The 18635-nt window shown below is 71.6% G+C and carries 18 protein-coding genes; 7 read left to right on the top strand and 11 right to left on the bottom strand.

Going from position 1 to position 18635, the window contains the following annotated elements; genetic code table 11:
* Window positions 1-17: 17 nt before the first annotated feature.
* Window positions 18-980 carry a TAXI family TRAP transporter solute-binding subunit gene (locus ACLFMI_RS15490; RefSeq protein WP_410948557.1) on the top strand — a complete coding sequence of 321 codons (963 nt, stop codon included), beginning with the start codon at window positions 18-20 and terminating at the stop codon, window positions 978-980.
* On the opposite strand, the gene ACLFMI_RS15485 is transcribed toward ACLFMI_RS15490, so the two are convergent.
* Both ACLFMI_RS15485 and ACLFMI_RS15480 read right to left on the bottom strand, forming a co-directional pair.
* A complete protein-coding gene (locus ACLFMI_RS15485; RefSeq protein WP_410948556.1) occupies window positions 974-2413 on the bottom strand; it encodes a sensor histidine kinase in 1440 nt (479 codons plus the stop codon). The two genes, ACLFMI_RS15490 and ACLFMI_RS15485, sit on opposite strands and share 7 nt — an antisense overlap.
* Window positions 2414-2416: 3 nt before the next feature.
* Window positions 2417-3100, bottom strand: a complete 684-nt coding sequence (locus ACLFMI_RS15480; RefSeq protein ID WP_410948555.1) for a response regulator transcription factor — start codon at window positions 3098-3100, stop codon at window positions 2417-2419.
* 132 nt (window positions 3101-3232) lie between these two features.
* Here ACLFMI_RS15480 and gluA point away from each other — a divergent pair, with 132 nt between their 5' ends.
* The 4 genes from gluA (at window position 3233) to ACLFMI_RS15460 (ending at window position 6530) form a co-directional block, all read left to right on the top strand.
* The gene (gene gluA, locus ACLFMI_RS15475; RefSeq protein WP_410948668.1) at window positions 3233-3961 is read left to right on the top strand and encodes a glutamate ABC transporter ATP-binding protein GluA; all 729 of its coding nucleotides are present in this window, start codon (window positions 3233-3235) and stop codon (window positions 3959-3961) included.
* A gap of 90 nt (window positions 3962-4051) precedes the next feature.
* The gene (locus tag ACLFMI_RS15470; protein ID WP_410948554.1) at window positions 4052-4936 is read left to right on the top strand and encodes a glutamate ABC transporter substrate-binding protein; all 885 of its coding nucleotides are present in this window, start codon (window positions 4052-4054) and stop codon (window positions 4934-4936) included.
* Window positions 4937-5013: 77 nt separating this feature from the next.
* Complete coding sequence (locus ACLFMI_RS15465) at window positions 5014-5661, top strand: amino acid ABC transporter permease (protein ID WP_410948553.1); 648 nt, start codon at window positions 5014-5016, stop codon at window positions 5659-5661.
* Window positions 5658-6530 (top strand): amino acid ABC transporter permease, encoded by an 873-nt coding sequence (locus tag ACLFMI_RS15460; protein ID WP_410948552.1) that lies wholly within the window; start codon window positions 5658-5660, stop codon window positions 6528-6530. The genes ACLFMI_RS15465 and ACLFMI_RS15460 overlap by 4 nt, the downstream gene beginning before the upstream one ends.
* 23 nt (window positions 6531-6553) lie before the next feature.
* Here ACLFMI_RS15460 and ACLFMI_RS15455 read toward each other — a convergent pair whose 3' ends face one another.
* From ACLFMI_RS15455 to ACLFMI_RS15440, 4 genes are read right to left on the bottom strand one after another with little or no spacing between them, the layout of a single operon-like run.
* Window positions 6554-7018, bottom strand: coding sequence for a hypothetical protein (locus ACLFMI_RS15455; protein WP_410948551.1), 465 nt, complete (start codon window positions 7016-7018; stop codon window positions 6554-6556).
* An 18-nt stretch (window positions 7019-7036) separates the two neighbouring features.
* Window positions 7037-9049: a dipeptidyl-peptidase 5 gene (locus tag ACLFMI_RS15450; RefSeq protein ID WP_410948550.1), complete on the bottom strand. Its 2013-nt coding sequence runs from the start codon at window positions 9047-9049 to the stop codon at window positions 7037-7039.
* A gap of 14 nt (window positions 9050-9063) precedes the next feature.
* The gene (locus ACLFMI_RS15445; RefSeq protein ID WP_410948549.1) at window positions 9064-9402 is read right to left on the bottom strand and encodes a hypothetical protein; all 339 of its coding nucleotides are present in this window, start codon (window positions 9400-9402) and stop codon (window positions 9064-9066) included.
* A 23-nt stretch (window positions 9403-9425) separates the two neighbouring features.
* Window positions 9426-10202, bottom strand: a complete 777-nt coding sequence (locus tag ACLFMI_RS15440) for an alpha/beta fold hydrolase (protein WP_410948548.1) — start codon at window positions 10200-10202, stop codon at window positions 9426-9428.
* A 69-nt stretch (window positions 10203-10271) separates the two neighbouring features.
* On the opposite strand from ACLFMI_RS15440, the gene ACLFMI_RS15435 reads away from it, so the two are divergent.
* The gene (locus ACLFMI_RS15435; protein ID WP_410948547.1) at window positions 10272-10511 is read left to right on the top strand and encodes a hypothetical protein; all 240 of its coding nucleotides are present in this window, start codon (window positions 10272-10274) and stop codon (window positions 10509-10511) included.
* A gap of 7 nt (window positions 10512-10518) precedes the next feature.
* Here ACLFMI_RS15435 and ACLFMI_RS15430 read toward each other — a convergent pair whose 3' ends face one another.
* From ACLFMI_RS15430 to ACLFMI_RS15420, 3 genes are read right to left on the bottom strand one after another with little or no spacing between them, the layout of a single operon-like run.
* Window positions 10519-11313 (bottom strand): succinate dehydrogenase/fumarate reductase iron-sulfur subunit, encoded by a 795-nt coding sequence (locus ACLFMI_RS15430; protein ID WP_410948546.1) that lies wholly within the window; start codon window positions 11311-11313, stop codon window positions 10519-10521.
* 31 nt (window positions 11314-11344) lie between these two features.
* Window positions 11345-13276 carry a fumarate reductase/succinate dehydrogenase flavoprotein subunit gene (locus ACLFMI_RS15425; RefSeq protein ID WP_410948545.1) on the bottom strand — a complete coding sequence of 644 codons (1932 nt, stop codon included), beginning with the start codon at window positions 13274-13276 and terminating at the stop codon, window positions 11345-11347.
* Between the two features lie 5 nt (window positions 13277-13281).
* Window positions 13282-14094, bottom strand: a complete 813-nt coding sequence (locus tag ACLFMI_RS15420) for a hypothetical protein (RefSeq protein WP_410948544.1) — start codon at window positions 14092-14094, stop codon at window positions 13282-13284.
* Between the two features lie 333 nt (window positions 14095-14427).
* Between ACLFMI_RS15420 and gdhA the strand changes: the two genes are divergently transcribed.
* On the top strand, window positions 14428-15765 hold the full coding sequence (gene gdhA, locus ACLFMI_RS15415; protein WP_410948543.1) for an NADP-specific glutamate dehydrogenase: 1338 nt from the start codon (window positions 14428-14430) through the stop codon (window positions 15763-15765).
* Window positions 15766-15870: 105 nt separating this feature from the next.
* Here the strand turns inward: gdhA and ACLFMI_RS15410 are convergent, their stop codons facing one another.
* Both ACLFMI_RS15410 and ACLFMI_RS15405 read right to left on the bottom strand, forming a co-directional pair.
* A complete protein-coding gene (locus ACLFMI_RS15410; RefSeq protein ID WP_410948542.1) occupies window positions 15871-16623 on the bottom strand; it encodes a succinate dehydrogenase/fumarate reductase iron-sulfur subunit in 753 nt (250 codons plus the stop codon).
* An 11-nt stretch (window positions 16624-16634) separates the two neighbouring features.
* A complete protein-coding gene (locus ACLFMI_RS15405) occupies window positions 16635-18635 on the bottom strand; it encodes a fumarate reductase/succinate dehydrogenase flavoprotein subunit (protein ID WP_410948541.1) in 2001 nt (666 codons plus the stop codon).

Genomic DNA, 18635 nt, shown 5'->3' with positions numbered 1-18635 from the left:
GCGGGGAGAATGCCCGGATGACGACCGGGACCCGGCTGCGGCGGCGGGCGCTGCTGCGCGCCGGCCTGGCGCTCGGTGCGGTCGCCGCACTCCCGTCCTGCGCGCCGTCGGCGCCGGTGGACCGGCTGGTGCTGGCCGGCGGGGTGCAGCCGGGCGTCTACATCAACGTGGCCCGCGCGCTGGCCGGGATCTGGCAGGAGCGGCTCGCACCGGCCGCACCGCCGCGGGTCCTGACGACCGCGGGCAGCGCGCAGAACATGGAGCTGCTCGTCACCGGCGGCGCGAACGTGGCGATCAGCCAGGTGGACGTGGCCACCGACGTCGCCGCCGGGATCAACGGTCCCGCGGAGCCGCTCGCGCTGGCCCGTCTCTACGACGACGTCACGCACGTCGTCGTCCGGCGGGACTCGGCGCTGCGCCGGCTGACCGACCTGCGCGGCGCCCGGGTGTCGGTCGGCCCGAGCGGCAGCGGTTACCAGCCGATCGCGCTGCGGCTGCTCGACGCCGCCGGGGTCGGTGTCGCGGGGCTCGGCGCGCGCGCCGGGATGGGGCTGCCGGAGGCCGTCCGGGCGCTGCGCGAGGACCGGATCGATGCCTTCTTCTGGTCCGGTGGCGTCCCGACCGACGGCATCCGCGAGCTGGCCGACGCGCTGCCGATCCGGCTGCTGGACCTCGGCGACGTGCTGGACCGGATGCGCGAACGCTTCCCGGTCTACTCGGTGGGCACCGTCCCGGCGACCACCTACGGCCTGCCGGGCCCGGTCTCCTGCCTGTCCGTGCGCAACGTCCTGCTGATCACCGCCGCCATGCCGGACGAGGAGGCCCGGTCGCTGATCGACGCGGCGTTCGCCGCACAGCCGCGGCTGGCCGAGGCGAGCCCGGCCGCGGTCACGATCGACTCGCGGTCCGCGATCGGCACCCAGCCGATCCCGCTGCACCCCGGCGCCGAGGAGTTCTACCGGTCGACGAAGGGCTACTGAGCACCGCTGCGAAGCACGGGGTCGGTCCAGACGGGGTCGACCCAGACCGTGACGCGCAGCCCACCGCCGGGCGCGGGGTCCAGCGCGAGCGTCCCGCGGGTCGCGGCGGCGATCCGCGCGGCGATCGCCAGCCCGAGCCCGCTGCCCTCGACGTTGGTCTGGCCCGGTGCACGCCAGAACCGGTCGGTCGCCCGCGCCCGGTCCTCGGCGTCCATCCCCGGACCGCCGTCGACCACGCTGACCCCGACCCGCCCGTACGCCCGCATGGTCGCGACCCGGACCCGCCCGCCGGTCGGGGTGTACTTCAGCGCGTTGTCCAGCACGGCGTCCAGCACGGTCTCCAGGTCGGCCGGGGTGATCCGGCCGACCAGCCCGTGCGGGCCGCTGCGCCGCAGCTCGACGCCGATGTGCTCGGCCAGCGGCCGCCAGTTCTCCAGCCGGTCGTCGACGACGGCGTCGAGGTCGGTGGTCGGGTCGGAATCCGGCTCGGCGCCGCGTTCGGCCCGGGCCAGCGCCAGCAAGCCGTCCAGCACCCGGGACAGCCGCTCCGACTCCTCCAGGGCCGCGAGGTGGTCGTCGGCCGCCCCCTCGGCCACCCGTCCATCCAGATTGGATAGTCGGAGCCGGAGCGCGGTCAGCGGGTTGCGCAGCTGGTGGCTGGCGTCGGCGACGAACGCCCGCTGCGCGCCGAGTGCCTCCCGCACGGTCTCGGTCATCCGGTCGAACGACTCGGACAGCCGGCGCAGCTCGGGCGGCCCGGACCGCCGGGCCGGCGGCTCCGCGGGCCCGCCGGCCAGTACCGAGGCCCCGACCCGGTCCATCGCCTCGTCCAGCCGGCGCACCGGGCGCAGGATCCACGCCGTGAGCGGCAGCGCGACCAGCGTCCCGGCCAGCAACGCGAGCACCGCCGCCCCGGCGATCAGCGACCAGGTGCGGATCTCCGCGGCACGCAGCCCGTCGGTCGGCGAGACGGTCATCGCGGCGCCGACGACCTCGCCGTCGACCAGGACCGGCTCGGCGAGCACCAGGTCGCGGTCGTCCCAGGGCATCAGCAGCGGGTAGGTCGCCGAGCGTCGCCCCGCCAGCGCGAAGGCGAGCCGGTCGGCGGCCGCGTCGTCCAGCGCCGGCAACCGGTCCGGCGGCCGTGACGCGACCAGCAGCGCGCCGGACCGGTCGAAGACCAGGACCGCGACCCCGTACACGTCGTCGTAGCGGGCGATCTCGGCGCGCAGCGCGGTGCCGGTGGCCTCGCCCGCCCCGGCCTCGATCAGCGGGCGCTGCGAGCCGGAGGCGAACGAGATCGTGTCGGTGAGCCGGTCGGTGAAGACCTCCTCCTGGCTGCGCCGGGCGTCGGTGAACGCCAGCGGGACCCCGAGTCCGACGGCCAGCAGTCCGACCAGCACCAGGATGACCAGCAGCAGCCGGCTGCGCACCGCTCAGTCCTCGGCGGCGGCGAACCGGTACCCGACACCGCGCACGGTCCGCACCAGCTCGGGCCTGCCGAGCTTGGTCCGCAGCGTCGCGACGTGCACGTCCAGGGTCCGGTTGGCCCCGGCCCAGCCGCGGCCCCAGACCTCGGCGACGATCTGGGTGCGGGTGCAGACCGCGCCGTCCGCCCGGGCCAGCATGGCCAGCACCTGGAACTCCTTGCGGGTGAGCGCGACCGGCTCGCCGGCGACGGTCACCTCGTGCCGCTCCGGGTCGACGTGCACGTCCCCGACCGTCACCGCGGCGGCACCGGCCGGCGCCGCGGTGCCGTCCGAACCGACCTTGCGCCGGCGTTGCACCGCGTGCACCCGGGCCACCAGCTCGCCGATGTCGTAGGGCTTGACCAGGTAGTCGTCCGCACCGGAATGCAGGCCCAGGATCCGGTCCCCCACCTCCCCGCGGGCGGTCACCACCAGCACCGGCACCTCGCTCACCGCGCGGATGTCCCGGCACACGTCGACACCGTCCACATCGGGCAGGCCGAGGTCGAGCAGCACCACGTCGACGCCGTCCAGGGCCAAGGCGGCGCCCCGGCCGTGGTCCAGCCGGGTCGTGCTCATCCCGTGCCGGTGCAGCGCCGGCCGGAGGGCGGCGGCCACCCGGTCGTCGTCCTCGATCAGCAGGATGTGCATCTCGGCGTCCCCTCGTTACGTGGCCGAGACCCTAAAGGTTCCTCAAGGTGATGGACTGCACTCCTCCGTCACGTCCAGGCTCGCGCAATGTCCGGAGGCAGCATGACCAGCAGATCCTCGTCCAGCACGCCGATGATCCGGATGTCCGGCGTGCAGAAGCACTTCGGGGACCTGCACGTGCTGCGCGACATCGATCTCGAGGTCTCCCGCGGCGAGGTCGTCGTGGTCCTCGGCCCGTCCGGGTCGGGCAAGTCGACACTCTGCCGGGCGATCAACCGGTTGGAGCCGGTCGACGAGGGCACGATCGAGCTCGACGGGACGCCGCTGCCCGCGGAGGGGCGGGCGCTGGCCGGCCTGCGCGCCGACGTCGGCATGGTCTTTCAGGCGTTCAACCTGTTCGCGCACAAGACCATCCTGGAGAACGTCACGCTCGCCCCGATCAAGGTGCGCGGCATGTCGAAGGCCGAGGCAGAGAAGACCGCGATGGGCCTCCTGGAGCGGGTCGGTATCGCGAACCAGAAGGACAAGTATCCCGCGCAGCTCTCCGGCGGCCAGCAGCAGCGGGCCGCGATCGCCCGCGCGCTGGCGATGACGCCGAAGGTGATGCTGTTCGACGAGCCCACCTCCGCGCTGGACCCGGAGATGGTCAACGAGGTGCTGGACACGATGACCTCGCTGGCGAAGGAGGGCATGACGATGCTGGTCGTGACCCACGAGATGGGCTTCGCCCGCAAGGCGGCGCACCGGGTGGTGTTCATGAGCGAAGGCGAGATCGTCGAGGACTCCACTCCGGACGGCTTCTTCACGAACCCGCGCAGCGACCGTGCGAAGGACTTCCTCGGCAAGATCCTCAGCCACTGAGCGAGGCTCGCCGGGCGGATCGGCGGCACTGATCCCCGGCCGCCGAGTTCCTGCCCCGACAACCCCACCCCACCACGGCGGAGGCCGCAGATGAAGAGAACCCGAATCCTGGTGGCGGCCGCGCTGGCCGCCACACTGGCCCTGGCCGGCTGCGGTCAGGAAGGTGCGCCCGGCGCCGAGGGCTCCGGTTACGAGCCGGCCGTCGCGCAGAACGTGACCGTCGAGGGCTCGCCGACGTTCCAGAAGATGCAGGAGCGCGGGCGCGTGATCGTCGGCGTCAAGGACGACCAGCCCGGCCTCGGCTTCCGGGACGCCACCACCGGCCAGTTCAGCGGTTTCGACGTCGATATCGCGAAGATGATCGCCGGCGGCCTCGGCTTCTCCCCGGACCAGATCGACTACCAGGTCGTCCCGTCCGCCGCCCGCGAGGACGCCATCGAGCGCGGCGAGGTCGACTACTACGTCGGCACCTACACGATCAACGACAAGCGCAAGCAGCGCGTCGGGTTCGCGGGCCCGTACTACACCGCCGGTCAGGGCCTGCTGGTCCGTGCCGACGACACCGAGATCACCGGCCCGCAGACCCTGCAGGGCAAGACGGTGTGCTCGGCGACCGGTTCCACCCCGATCCAGCGGGTGCGCGACCAGAACCTGACCAGCAACATCGTCGAGTTCCAGACCTACACCCAGTGTGTGGACCAACTGATCAACGGCCAGGTCGACGCCGTCACCACCGACGACGCGATCCTGCTCGGCTACGCCTCGCAGAACCCGGAGCAGCTGAAGGTCGTCGGCGAGACGTTCTCCGAGGAGCCCTACGGCGTCGGTGTCCCGAAGGCCGACACCGCGTTCCGCAACAAGGTCAACGACCTGCTGCAGGCCGCGATCGACGACGGCACCTGGCAGACGATCTACGACGGCACCCTGGGCAAGGCCGGCACCCCGGCCCAGCCGCCGCAGATCGAGCGGTACTGACCACCCGCGACCGGTCACCGGTGCGTGGGCACCGGTGACCGGTCGCGTCGGAGATCCGCCGGAAGGAGAGCACCGCGGTGGACGTCCTCCTGGACAACCTCGACGTGTACGGGCGCGGGCTCGTGGGCACGATCGGCCTGTTCGTCGTCGCGGCGATCGGCTCGCTGATCCTCGGAACGGTGATGGCCGGCCTGCGGGTCAGCCCGGTCCCGGCCCTGCGCAGCTTCGGCGCGCTGTACGTGACGGTGCTGCGGAACACGCCGCTGACACTGGTGCTGTTCTTCTTCGCGTTCGCCTACCCGCGCCTCGAGCTGGTGGAGTTCTCGTTCTTCACGCTCGCCTGCATCGGGCTGACGCTCTACACCGCGGCGTTCGTCTGCGAGGTCGTCCGGTCCGGCATCAACACGGTCCCGGTCGGCCAGGCCGAGGCCGCCCGGGCGCTGGGCTTCGGCTTCACCCAGACGCTCGGTCAGATCGTGCTGCCGCAGGCGGTGCGCGCGGTCGTACCTCCGATGACGAACATCCAGATCGCGCTGCTGAAGAACACCACCATCGCGTCGGGCTTCGCGGTGTTCCAGCTCGGCAACGTCTACAGCGTGCTCTCCGAGCGCGGTTACAACGTGCTGGTCGGGCTGCTGTGGGTCGCGCTGTTCTTCGTGGTCCTGGTGGTGCCGCTGACGATCCTGCAGCGCCGGCTCGACGCGAAGTGGGGAGTCGCCCGATGAGCTCGGTCCTCTACGACGTCCCCGGCCCCGCCGCGGTCCGGCGCAACCGGACCCTCGGCGTCGCCGGCACCGTCGTCGTCCTCGCGATCCTCGGGTTCGTGATCTGGCGGCTCTACGAGGCCGGCCAGTTCTCGCCCCGGCTCTGGGAGTGGATCACCTACATCCGGATCCAGTACCTGCTGCTGGGCGCGCTGTGGGCCACCGTCAGCGCCTTCCTGGTGGCGGCGGTGCTGTCGCTGCTGTTCGGGGCGGTGTTCGCTGCCGGCCGGCTCTCGGACCACTCCTGGCTCAGCGGGTCGGCGACGACGGTCGTGGAGTTCTTCCGCGCGATCCCGCTGCTGGTCCTGATCTTCATCCTGTACTACGGCCTGTCCCAGGGCATCGGCATCGAGATCGACGCGTTCTGGGCGGTCGTGCTCGGCCTCATGCTCTACAACGGCTCGGTGCTCGCCGAGGTGTTCCGGGCCGGGGTCAACGCGGTGCCCCGCGGGCAGCGGGAGGCCGCGTACGCGCTGGGGATGCGCAAGACCCAGGTGATGACGAGCGTGCTGCTGCCGCAGGCGTTCCGTTCCATGCTGCCGACGATCCTGTCGCAGCTCGTGGTGGTCCTGAAGGACACCGCGCTCGGCTTCATCATCCTGTACCCGGAGCTGCTCTACCAGGCGCGCTTCCTCGGCAGCCAGAACCAGCTCGGGTCGCCGATCCTGCCGGTGGCGATGGTCATCGCGGTGATCTACATCGGGCTGTGCCTGATCCTCACCGGGATCTCCTGGCTGGTGGAGAAGCGGCTCTCCCGGGGGCCGCGCCAGACGAGGACCACCGACCCGGACCTGGTCGCCCCGCAGATCGGCCAGGGTGGCGGCATCTGATCCCGCTGCTACGGGTGGCGCTGCTACAGATGACGCGGGAACGCGTCCGGGTCGGTGAGGAAGGCCCGGGTGAGCCCGACGGGCCCGGCCCCGTCGTAGGAGGTCCGGCGGATCGTGCCGTCGTCGTCGATCTCCAGGATCGTCGCACCGGGCAGCGCGAGCAGGCTCGGCGAGTGGATGGCGACGACGAACTGGCAGCCCTGCGCGGTGAGGTCGGCCATCCGGCCCAGCACCGCCATCGCGCCGGTCACCGACAGCGCGGCCTCCGACTCGTCGAGCAGGTAGAGCCCGCGCGGGCCGAACCGGTGGTCGAGCAGCGCGAGGAACGACTCGCCGTGGCTGCGCTCGTGCGGGAGACCGCCGAAGGACGCGGTGGGGCCAGCCCGCCGGACGCCCGTGACCGCTGCACCACCGGCAGGTCGAACGGGTAGCCGCGTTCGGGCGCGTCCGGTTCCAGGGCGACCCGGGCAACGACGAGCCCGGCGCAACGCGGCGGCATCGCCGCGTCAGAGGTTCTCGATCTCCACCGGCGCGATGCCCTCCGCCGGCGGCAGGTCGAAGCCGAAGACCCGGGCGTAGAAGGCCAGCTCGGCGTCCAGCGCCCGGCGGATGTTCTCGGCCTTGCGGAAACCGTGCTGCTCGCCGGAGAACAGCAGGTAGGCCACCGGCACCCCGCGCCGCCGCAACGCGTCGACGATCATCTCCGACTGGTTCGGCGGCACGATCGCGTCCTCGTCGCCCTGCAGCACGATCAGCGGGGTGGAGAACTTCTGCACGTGGGTCAGCGGGGACCGCTCGGCGTAGACGTCCGCGGCCTCCGGGTAGGGCCCGACCAGCCCGTCCAGGTAGCGCGACTCGAACTTGTGGGTGTCGGCCGCCAGCGCCGCCAGGTCCGCGACGCCGAAGTGGTCGGCTCCGGCCGAGAACGGGGTGTCGTCGCGGGCCAGCGCCGCCAGGGTGGTGAACCCGCCCGCGGAGCCGCCGCGGATCGCCAGCCGGTCCGGGTCGGCGCGCCCGGTCTCGGCCAGCGTGCGGGCCGCCGCCAGGCAGTCCGCGACGTCGACGACGCCCCAGGCCCCCTTGAGCTGCTCGCGGTACTCGCGGCCGTACCCGGTGGACCCGCCGTAGTCGACGTCGACGACGCCGATCCCACGGCTCGTCCAGTACTGCACGCCCACCGACAGCACCGGCGCGGCGGCGCCGGTCGGCCCGCCGTGGATCACCACCAGCAGTGGCGGCAGCTCGCCCTCCGGAGCGGTGCCGGTCCCTGCAGGCGGGTAGTAGAGCGCGTAGCCGGTGCGCGGGCCGCCCTCGACGTCCTGGGAGAGGAACTGGATCGGCTCCGGCACCGAGATCGACTCCGGGTCCAGGCCGAGGTCCCGCGGGGCGCGCAGCACCTGCACCCCGGCCGCGCCCGGCTCCCCCGCGGTGGCCGGGGCGGGCACCACGCGGTGCACCCCCGGTTCGGCGGTCGGGCTGCCGGCGACGCAGACGACCGCGTGCGGGCCGTCGGCGCGCACCGACCCGACCACCGAGAACGGGGTGTCCAGCTCGGTGACCGTCCCGTCCACCTCGCGGACGGCGAGCGCGTCGAAGCCCTGCGACGACCGCGCGAACACGACCCGGCCGTCGTCGAGCAGGGTGTAGCGGGACCCGCCCAGCGCCCAGCCCGGGACACCGATCTCGGCGTCGATCCGGATCAGTGCCTCGATGTCGTGGCCGGGCGTCCAGCGGTAGAGGTTCCACCACCCGCTGCGGTCCGAGACGAAGGTCAGCGAGCCGTCGGGCTGCCACTGCGGCTCGGTGACCGACTCCCCCGGCCCGCCCGCGATGACCGTGTCGAGCCCGGACTCCAGGTCGCGGACGGTGAGCACGACGTCGTCCCACGGCATCGACGGGTGGTCCCAGGACAGCCAGGCCAGCGTCCCGCCGTCGGCCGAGATGCGCGGCGCGGCCACGAAGTCCGGGCCGCTGACCAGCACCTCCGGTGCGGACGGGGTGCGGGCGTCCAGCCGGACGAGTTCGTTCACGACGTCGGCGGCCGGGGCGTGCTCGGCCGGGTGGTGCTCACGCACGGCGACCAGCCAGCTGCCGTCCGGGGCGACGTGGCCGTCGGCGTAGCGGTCCCCGCGCGGCACCGCCGGTTCCGGGGTCAGCGCCACCGGGGCTGCGGCACCGGCCGAGCGGTCCAGGCGGTACAGCCGCTGGTCGGACCACTCGACGTACCAGAGCACGCCCGGGCTGCCGTCGTGCAGCCACCACGCGCCGCCGCCGTACTCGTGCACGGCGGTGCGCGCGTTCGCGCCGTCGGGCAGCAGGTCGGTGCGGGTGCCGTCGTCGCTGCGGCGGACCAGCTGGATGCGGCCCCCCTCGGCGGCCCGTCCCTCGGCCCAGATCACCCCGGTGTCCACGGCGCCGGGCGCGCCGTCCGGGCGGACCTCACCGAGCCGCACCGCGGCCGTCACCACCAGTTCGGACGTGACCGGTGTCGGCCACGACCCGTACCCCGAGATCGTCACGGGGCCCACGCTAGTCACCCGGTCCTGCCGCGAGCCCCGGTGGCCTCGCGCAGCAGCCGGATCGTCGTCGGCAACGCGCCCGGGCGCAGCACCGGGGCGATGCCCAGCGCTCCCCGCAGCCCGGTCCACCAGCGCACCCGGCCGTCGGTGCGCAGCACGCCGACCGCGGGTGTGTGGCAGGTGGCGACGTCCGCGGGCAGGTTCGGGTAGATCTCGGCCAGCCGGGGCTCGCGGCAGGACCGGGCCCGAACCCGCACGGTCACGCAGCCGGGCAGCTCCTGCGCGATCCGCGAGCACCGCGCGCAGGTCGCGTCGTGCACCACCACCAGCTCCCGGATCCGCGTGCGCGCCACACCGGGCATCATCGCGGTCGGCGTCAGCCGGTCGGCCGTGCCCCGGTCGGCCGTGCCCCGGTCGGCAGCGCGCCGGTCGGCCGTGCCCCGGCCAGCAGTGCCCCGGCCAGCCGCGCGGGGTGCGACAGCATCGGGTGGTGCGCCCCGGGTACCGCCTCGGGCACCACGCCGCGCAGCCGCCGCGCGAGCATGGTCCGCACGAACGCGGAGGGGAAGAGCTTGTCGTCGCGGCACAGCAGGTACCGGGTGCGGACGTCCGGCCACCGGTCCCGTGGCCACGGCTGCTCGAACGCGGTGGCGGACTGCTCGCGCTCGTGCCGCAACGCCTCGGCGACGGTCTCCTCGGCGACGTCGTGGTAGAAGAGCGCGACGACGTCGTCGGGGCCCCGGCCGTCCTTCGCGTCCTGTGCGGCGAGGGCGGCCTGCGAATGCCCGGTCGCCGCCCACCAGGCCGAGCCGGACTCCGCGGGCGCCGGGACCATCGCGGACACGAGCACCAGCTCGCGTACCGGCAGGCGGTCGCACACCAGCGGCGCGGTGAAGCCGCCGAACGAGTGCGCGACGACGACGAGGTCGTCCGGGTCGCCGCCACCGTCCGGGTCGCCGCCACCGTCCAGATCACCACAGCACGTCACCGCCTCGACGACGGCGTCGGCGTAGTCCTCGAGCGTGGCGCCGTCGTCGTCGCACGGGAGGTCGGCGGCGACGGCGCGGTGCCCGCGGCCGGTCAGCTCCCGGATCAGCGGGCCCCAGTACCAGGTGTCGGTCCCGGCTCCGGGGACCAGCGCGAACGTCGTCATGTTCTCTCCGACCGCTCCGGATGCCGGTTCTCATCGGTACCGTCGGTGGCCCCGTCCCGAGGAGGACCAGTGAGCGATTCCGCACAGGTGCCGGAGCCGGTCGAGCCGGTCACCGACTACACCGACGACGGCGTGCCCACCTTCGACTTCGTCCGGGACCGGATCGAGGGCCGGGCGGCCACGGCGGCGGCCGCCGAGGAGCTCGCCGGTGGCGACGCCCGGGCGCAGGAGGCGTCCGACGCGTTCGCCGACCGGGAGCGGAAGGGGGCGGACCGGCTCGCCGAGATCCGCCGCTCGATGGAGCGCTAGCCGATCATCAGGCGCCGTCCCGCTTGAAGATCTTGTTGCCGAGCCAGACGAGCGGGTCGTACTTCGTGTCGACGACCCGCTCCTTCATCGGGATCAGCGCGTTGTCGGTGATCTTGATGTGCTCCGGGCAGACCTCGGTGCAGCACTTGGTGATGTTGCAGAAGCCCAGGCCGTGCTCGTCCTGGGCCTCGTCGGCGCGGTTGCCGTGCGCGTCGAGCGGGTGCATGTCCAGCTCGGCGACCCGCATCAGATAGCGCGGGCCTGCGAACTCGGGCTTGTTCTCCTCGTGGTCGCGGACCACGTGGCAGGTGTCCTGGCACAGGTAGCACTCGATGCACTTGCGGAACTCCTGGCTCCGCTCGACGTCGACCTGCTGCATCCGGTACTCGCCCGGCTCCAGCCCCTCCGGCGGGGTGAAGCTCGGGATCTCCCGGGCCTTGATGTAGTTGAACGACACGTCGGTCACCAGGTCCCGGATCACCGGGAACGTCCGCAGCGGCGTGACCGTGACGACCTCGTCCTCGTCGAACGTGTTCATCCGGGTCATGCACAGCAGCCGGGGCCGGCCGTTGATCTCCGCGGAACACGAGCCGCACTTGCCGGCCTTGCAGTTCCAGCGCACGGCCAGGTCGTTCGCCTCGGTGGCCTGCAGCCGGTGGATGATGTCGAGGACGACCTCGCCCTCGTGCACCTCGACGGCGAAGTCGACCAGCTCGCCCTTGGTGTCGTCGCCGCGCCAGACGCGGAAGTGCTGCAGGTGCGACTGCTTCTTCGCAGTCGAGTTCGATTCGGTGCTGGTCATGCCTGGCCCTCCCCGGCGCGGTGTCGGATGCTCATTCCGCGTGCTCCATTCGGTGCCCGCCCAGCTCCTCGCCGGTGTAGTACTTCTTGAGCTCGTCCATCTCGAACAGGTCGAACAGGTCCGACCGCATCGCGGTCTGCTCCTTGCGTGTCAGCTCCACGTTGTCCTCGCCCAGCGCGGAGCAGACCAGCAGCAGGTGCCGCCAGTCGGAGTCCATGACCGGGAAGTCGTCGCGGGTGTGGCCGCCGCGCGACTCCTTCCGCTCCAGCGCCGCCTTCCCGACGCAGAGCGAGACCAGCAGCATGTTCCGCAGGTCCAGCGCCAGGTGCCAGCCCGGGTTGAACACCCGGTGCCCCTCGACGGTGACGGTGCGGGTGCGGGTGGCGATGTCCTCCAGTCTCTTGAGGGCCATCTCCATCTCGTCTTCCTTGCGGATGATGCCGACCAGCTCGTGCATGGTCTTCTGCAGCTCCTGCTGCACCACGAACGGGTTCTCGCCGCCGTCGGTGGCCGTGGAGAACGGCAGTAGCGCGCGTTCCATGGCCTGGTCCACGTCCTGCTCGACGACGGCCGGTCGCCCGGTGTCGGCGTGCCGCGCGGCGGCCAGGCCGGCCCGGCGACCGAACACCAGCAGGTCGGACAGCGAGTTCCCGCCGAGCCGGTTGGAACCATGCATGCCACCCGCGACCTCACCGGCCGCGAACAGCCCCGGCACGTTCGACATCGCGGTGTCCGGGTCGACCTCGACCCCGCCCATCACGTAGTGGCAGGTCGGGCCGACCTCCATCGGCTCGGCGGTGATGTCGACGTCGGCCAGCTCCTTGAACTGGTGGTGCATCGACGGCAGCCGCTTGAGGATCTCGTCGGGCTTGAGCCGGGAGGCGATGTCCAGGAACACGCCGCCGTGCGGGCTGCCCCGGCCGGCCTTGACCTCGGAGTTGATCGCGCGGGCCACCTCGTCTCGGGGCAGCAGCTCCGGCGGGCGCCGGTTGTTGTCCGCGTCGGAGTACCAGCGGTCGCCCTCCTCCTCGGTGGTCGCGTACTGCTCCTTGAACACGTCCGGCACGTAGTCGAACATGAACCGCTTGCCGTCGGAGTTGCGCAGCACACCGCCGTCACCGCGGACCGACTCGGTGACCAGGATCCCCGTCACCGACGGCGGCCAGACCATCCCGGTCGGGTGGAACTGCAGGAACTCCATGTTGATCAGCGAGGCGCCGGCGCGCAGGGCCAGCGCGTGGCCGTCGCCGGTGTACTCCCAGGAGTTCGAGGTGACCGAGTAGCTCTTCCCGACGCCGCCGGTGGCCAGCACGATCGCCGGCGCGTCGAACCGGACGAACCGGCCGTCGTCGCGGAAGTAGCCGAAGCAACCGGCGATCCTCCCGGGCTCGTCCGGGACACCCGGACCCGGGCCGGCCTTGAACAGCTCGGTGATCGTGCACTCGTGGAAGACCCGGATCCGGGACTCGTAGTCTCCGGTCGCGGCGAAGTCCTCCTGCTGCAGCGAGACGACCTTCTGCTGCAGGGTGCGGATCAGCTCCAGGCCGGTGCGGTCGCCGACGTGCGCCAGCCGCGGGTAGGTGTGCCCGCCGAAGTTCCGCTGGCTGATCTTCCCCTCGGCGGTGCGGTCGAACAGCGCGCCGTAGGTCTCGAGCTCCCAGACCCGGTCCGGTGCCTCCTTCGCGTGCAGCTCGGCCATCCGCCAGTTGTTCAGGAACTTCCCGCCACGCATCGTGTCGCGGTAGTGCACCTGCCAGCTGTCGTTCGGGTTGGCGTTGCCCATGGACGCCGCGCAGCCGCCCTCGGCCATCACCGTGTGCGCCTTGCCGAACAGCGACTTGGAGATGATCGCGGTCTTCTTGCCCTGCAGCCGCGCCTCGATCGCCGCGCGCAGGCCGGCCCCGCCCGCGCCGATCACGACGACGTCGTAGGAGTGCTGCTCGATCGGCTCGTTCGTATCCATGTCGATCACCCCACGATCCGCAGGTCGGAGATCCAGCCGGCCGAGACGGCCATGACGTAGAAGTCGGTGACGGCCAGGCTCGCCAGTGTCGCCCATGCGTACTGGCTGTGCCGGGTGTTCAGCTTCGACACGAAGGTCCACATCTTGTAGCGGACCGGGTGCCGGGAGAAGTGGTTGAGCCGCCCGCCGACGGCGCTGCGGCACGAGTGGCACGACGCCGTGTAGCCCCAGAGCAGCACCACGTTCGCGACCAGGATGATGTTGCCCAGTCCGAGCCCGAACCCGCCGTCCGGCTTGGCGAAGGCCAGCACCGCGTCGTAGGTGTTGATCAGCGTGATGATCGCGGCGAGGTAGAAGAAGTAGCGGTGCGCGTTCTGCAGCAGCAGCGGGAACCGGGTCTCGCCGGTGTAGCGCTGGTGCGGCTCGGCGACCGCGCAGGCCGGCGGCGACAGCCAGAACGACCGGTAGTAGGCCTTGCGGTAGTAGTAGCAGGTCAGCCGGAACAGCAGCAGGAACGGCAGCGAGATCGCCGCGTAGGGCAGCCACCAGACGTCCGGCAGGAACCGGCCGAAGTGCGCCGCCTCGGTCAGGCAGCCATTGGAGACGCACGGCGAGTAGAACGGCGTCAGGTAGCCGTAGTCGGGCACGAAGTACCACTGCTGCATGAAGGCACGCACGGTCGCGTAGGCGACCCAGGCCACGAACGCGACGAAGGTCGCCAGCGGTGGGAGCCACCACCTGTCGGTGCGCAGCGTGCGTGCGGCGATCGTGGCCCGGCCTGCGCCGGTCCTGCCGCCGGTGTCAGTGGTGGATGACACGCGCGGGAGCTCCTGTCGTCTCACCGGCACCGCGGCGGCCCGGTGCGGGCCCGGACACGGCGCCGTGTCCTGTCTGGCACCACGCGACGAGCGTGGTTCGCCAGAGAGTACGGCTCGGATCACATGTGACCTAAGACGACCTCGATTCGTGCACCGGATCGAGATGTGACTCACAGCCGGTGGGCCTTCACACGTTGTGACCCGGTACATGGCGCCATACGGCGGTACCGGTGGTCTCATGGTGCGATGGGTCGATCCGCCGGCACGCGGACCGGCCAGGGACCAGCCGGCGACCGACGCCGACCCCGACCCGGCGAGGAGCGCACAGCACCGATGCACCAGACACTGGAGGCCATCCACCAACGGGTCCTGGACCGCAACCCGGGCGAGACGGAGTTCCACCAGGCCGTCCACGAGGTGCTGGAGAGCATCGGCCCCGCGGTCGACAAGCACCCGGAGTACGCCCAGGCCCGGATCGTCGAGCGGATCTGCGAGCCCGAGCGCCAGATCATCTTCCGGGTGCCGTGGGAGGACGACAACGGCGACATCCACATCAACCGGGGCTTCCGGGTGGAGTTCAACAGCGCCCTCGGGCCCTTCAAGGGCGGCCTGCGGTTCCACCCGTCGGTGATGCTCGGCACCGTGAAGTTCCTCGGCTTCGAGCAGGTCTTCAAGAACGCGCTGACCGGGCTCCCGATCGGCGGTGGCAAGGGCGGCTCGGACTTCGACCCGCGGGGCCGTTCGGACCGCGAGGTGATGCGGTTCTGCCAGAGCTTCATGACCGAGCTCTACCGGCACATCGGCGAGTACACCGACGTCCCGGCCGGTGACATGGGTGTCGGGTCCCGCGAGCTGGGCTTCCTGTTCGGCCAGTACAAGCGGATCACCAACCGGTACGAGTCCGGGGTGCTCACCGGGAAGGGCCTGGTCTACGGCGGTGCGCAGGTCCGCCGCGAGGCCACCGGCTACGGCTGCACGTACTTCGTGGAGCGGGTGCTGCGCACTCGCGGCGACGGGTTCGAGGGCAAGGACGTCGTGGTGTCCGGCTCGGGCAACGTCGCGCTGTACACGGTCGAGAAGGTGCACCAGCTCGGCGGCCGGGTGGTCGCGGTGTCCGACTCCAGCGGCGTCGTGCACGACCCGGAGGGCGTCGACCTGGAACTGCTGAAGGAGATCAAGGAGGTCCGCCGGGAGCGCCTCGACGTCTACGCCGAGAAGATCGGGCACGCCGAGTACGCCGCCGACCGGTCGATCTGGGACATCCCCTGCCAGGTCGCGCTGCCCTCGGCGACGCAGAACGAGCTGGACGCCGACGGCGCCGCCGCGCTGGCCCGCAACGGGTGCCTGGTCGTCGGCGAGGGCGCGAACATGCCGACCACCCCGGAGGCCGCCCGCGTCCTGCACGAGGGTGGAGTGATCTTCGCGCCGGGCAAGGCCGCCAACGCGGGCGGGGTCGCCGCGTCCGCGCTGGAGATGCAGCAGAACGCCTCACGCGACAGCTGGAGCTTCGAGCACTCCGAGAACCGGCTGCGCGAGATCATGATCGACCTGCACGACCGGTGCCACGCCACGGCCGAGGAGTACGGCCGTCCCGGGGACTACGTCGCCGGGGCGAACATCGCCGGCTACTCCCGGGTCGCCGAGGCGATGCTGGCCCTCGGCCTGGTCTGATCCACCCCGGCACCACTCGCATCCGTCGAGGCACGACGGACGGCCCGGCCCGCGCGCTGCGGACCGGGCCGTTCGTATGTCGGGGCGTTCGCGTACCGGGCCGGCTCAGTCCCTCTTGCGCCCGCCCACGGTCGCCGCGAGGTAGTCCCGGTTGAGCTGGGAGATCACGTCGAGCGGGATCTCCTTCGGGCAGGCGGTGGCGCAGGCACCGGTGTTGGTGCAACCACCGAACCCGGCGTCCTCGTGCGTCTCGACCATGTTGACGACGCGCTCGTAGCGCTCAGGCTGGCCCTGCGGCATCTCGCCCAGGTGGGTCAGCTTGGCGCCGAGGAACAGCGACGCCGAACCGTTCGGGCAGGCCGCCACGCAGGCGCCGCAGCCGATGCAGTTCGCCGCGGCGAACGAGCGGTCGGCGGCCGCCTTCGGCACCGGGGTGGAGTGCGCCTCCGGGGCCGAGCCGGTGTTCGCCGAGACGTAGCCGCCCGCCTGGATGATCTTGTCGAACGCGCCGCGGTCGACGACCAGGTCCTTGATCACCGGGAACGCGCCCGACCGGAACGGCTCGACCACGATCGTGTCGCCGTCGTTGTAGTGCCGCATGTGCAGCTGGCAGGCGGTGGTCGCCCGCTGCGGGCCGTGCGGCTGGCCGTCGATGACCATGCTGCAGGTACCGCAGATGCCCTCACGGCAGTCGTGGTCGAACGCCACCGGCTCCTCGCCGGAGAGGATCAAGCGCTCGTTGAGCACGTCGAGCATCTCGAGGAACGACATGTCCTCGTCGGCCTCGACGTCGTAGGTGTGCAGGCGGCCCTTGTCGACCGTGTCGCGCTGCCGCCAGACCTTCAGAGTCAGTTTCACGTCCGCTCGCCTTACTTGTAGCTGCGCTGGGTCGGGTGCACGTACTCGAAGACGAGCTCCTCCTTGTGCAGGACCGGGGCCTGCCCGCGGCCGGTGAACTCCCAGGCCGAGTTGAAGGAGAAGTTCTCGTCGTCGCGCAGGGCCTCGCCGTCCTCGGTCTGGCTCTCCCCGCGGAAGTGCCCGCCGCAGGACTCGCGGCGGACCAGGGCGTCCAGGCACAGGAGCTCGCCGAGCTCGAGGAAGTCGGCCACCCGGCCGGCCTTCTCCAGGCTCTGGTTGAGCTCCGCCCCGGTGCCGGGCACCTTGACGTCGCTCCAGAACTCGCGGCGCAGCTCCGGGATCCGGTCCAGCGCCTTGCGCAGGCCCTCCTCCGTCCGCTCCATGCCGCAGTACTCCCACATGATCTGGCCCAGCTCACGGTGGAACGAGTCCACCGTGCGGCTGCCGTTGATCGAGAGCAGCTGGTCGATCCGGTCGGTGACCTGCTTGCGGGCCTCGAGGACCTCCGGCGCGTCGTCTGCGACGTCGTCGAGGTTGTGCTTGGCGATGTAGTCGCCGATGGTCACCGGCAGCACGAAGTAGCCGTCCGCCAGGCCCTGCATCAGGGCCGAGGCACCGAGCCGGTTCGCGCCGTGGTCGGAGAAGTTCGCCTCGCCGCCCACGTACAGGCCGGGGATGGTGGACTGCAGGTCGTAGTCGACCCAGAGCCCGCCCATCGTGTAGTGCACGGCGGGGTAGATCCGCATCGGGACCTCGTAGGGGTTCTCCCCCGTGATCCGCTCGTACATCTCGAAGAGGTTGCCGTACTTGGCCTCGACGGCCTTGCGGCCGAGCCGCTGGATGGCGTCGTCGAAGTCCAGGTAGACGCCCAGGCCGCCCGGCCCGACGCCGCGCTGCTCGTCGCAGACCTCCTTGGCGGCCCGGGACGCGATGTCACGGGGCACCAGGTTGCCGAACGCCGGGTACTTGCGCTCCAGGAAGTAGTCGCGCTCGGAGTGCGGGATCTGGTTCGGTCCGCGCTCGTCACCGAGCTCCTTCGGCACCCAGACCCGGCCGTCGTTGCGCAGCGACTCCGACATCAGGGTCAGCTTCGACTGGTGGTCACCCGAGACCGGGATGCAGGTCGGGTGGATCTGGGTGAAGCACGGGTTCGCGAACAGCGCGCCCTTGCGGTGTGCCCGCCAGGAGGCGGTGACGTTGCAGCCCTTGGCGTTCGTCGAGAGGTAGAAGACGTTGCCGTAGCCACCGGAGGCGAGCACGACCGCGTCCGCGGTGTGCGTCTCGATCTCACCGGTGATCATGTCGCGGGCGACGATGCCGCGCGCCCGGCCCTCGACGACGATCAGCTCCAGCATCTCGTGCCGGGTGAACATCTCGACCGTGCCGGCCTGCACCTGGCGTTCCAGGGCCTGGTACGCGCCGAGCAGCAGCTGCTGGCCGGTCTGGCCACGGGCGTAGAAGGTGCGCGAGACTTGCACGCCGCCGAACGAGCGGTTGTCGAGCAGGCCGCCGTACTCGCGTGCGAACGGGACGCCCTGCGCGACGCACTGGTCGATGATGTTGCGGCTGACCTCGGCCAGCCGGTGCACGTTCGACTCGCGGGCGCGGAAGTCGCCGCCCTTCACGGTGTCGTAGAACAGCCGGTACACGCTGTCGCCGTCGTTGCGGTAGTTCTTCGCGGCGTTGATGCCGCCCTGCGCGGCGACCGAGTGTGCCCGACGCGGGCTGTCCTGGTAGCAGAACGTCTTGACCTGGTAGCCGGCCTCGCCGAGCGTGGCGGACGCGGCGCCCCCGGCCAGGCCGGAACCGACGACGATGATCTTCTTCGAGCGCTTGTTGGCCGGGTTGACCAGCTTCACGCCGAACCGGCGGCGCTCCCAGCGGGACTCGATCGGGCCGGACGGGACGGCCTTGTCGACGACCGGCTCGCCGGTCGAATAGTCAGCGTAGAGGCTCGTTCCGCCGTCGCTGCTCCCGTTGTAGCTCGCGTGGTGGGAATTGGCGTCAGTCAT

Source organism: Pseudonocardia nantongensis, assembly GCF_046546495.1.
Taxonomy (GTDB): domain Bacteria; phylum Actinomycetota; class Actinomycetes; order Mycobacteriales; family Pseudonocardiaceae; genus Pseudonocardia; species Pseudonocardia nantongensis.
This window is presented reverse-complemented; position numbering and strand designations above follow the sequence as displayed.

Bases quoted from the DNA above. Each gene is read 5' to 3' on its own strand.
- ACLFMI_RS15430 (WP_410948546.1), bottom strand. From the start codon at position 11,313: ATGACCAGCACCGAATCGAACTCGACTGCGAAGAAGCAGTCGCACCTG.
- ACLFMI_RS15440 (WP_410948548.1), bottom strand. From the start codon at position 10,202: ATGACGACGTTCGCGCTGGTCCCCGGAGCCGGGACCGACACCTGGTAC.
- ACLFMI_RS15405 (WP_410948541.1), bottom strand. From the start codon at position 18,635: ATGACTGACGCCAATTCCCACCACGCGAGCTACAACGGGAGCAGCGAC.
- ACLFMI_RS15470 (WP_410948554.1), top strand. From the start codon at position 4,052: ATGAAGAGAACCCGAATCCTGGTGGCGGCCGCGCTGGCCGCCACACTG.
- ACLFMI_RS15490 (WP_410948557.1), top strand. From the start codon at position 18: ATGACGACCGGGACCCGGCTGCGGCGGCGGGCGCTGCTGCGCGCCGGC.
- gdhA (WP_410948543.1), top strand. From the start codon at position 14,428: ATGCACCAGACACTGGAGGCCATCCACCAACGGGTCCTGGACCGCAAC.
- ACLFMI_RS15425 (WP_410948545.1), bottom strand. From the start codon at position 13,276: ATGGATACGAACGAGCCGATCGAGCAGCACTCCTACGACGTCGTCGTG.
- ACLFMI_RS15480 (WP_410948555.1), bottom strand. From the start codon at position 3,100: ATGCACATCCTGCTGATCGAGGACGACGACCGGGTGGCCGCCGCCCTC.
- ACLFMI_RS15460 (WP_410948552.1), top strand. From the start codon at position 5,658: ATGAGCTCGGTCCTCTACGACGTCCCCGGCCCCGCCGCGGTCCGGCGC.
- gluA (WP_410948668.1), top strand. From the start codon at position 3,233: ATGATCCGGATGTCCGGCGTGCAGAAGCACTTCGGGGACCTGCACGTG.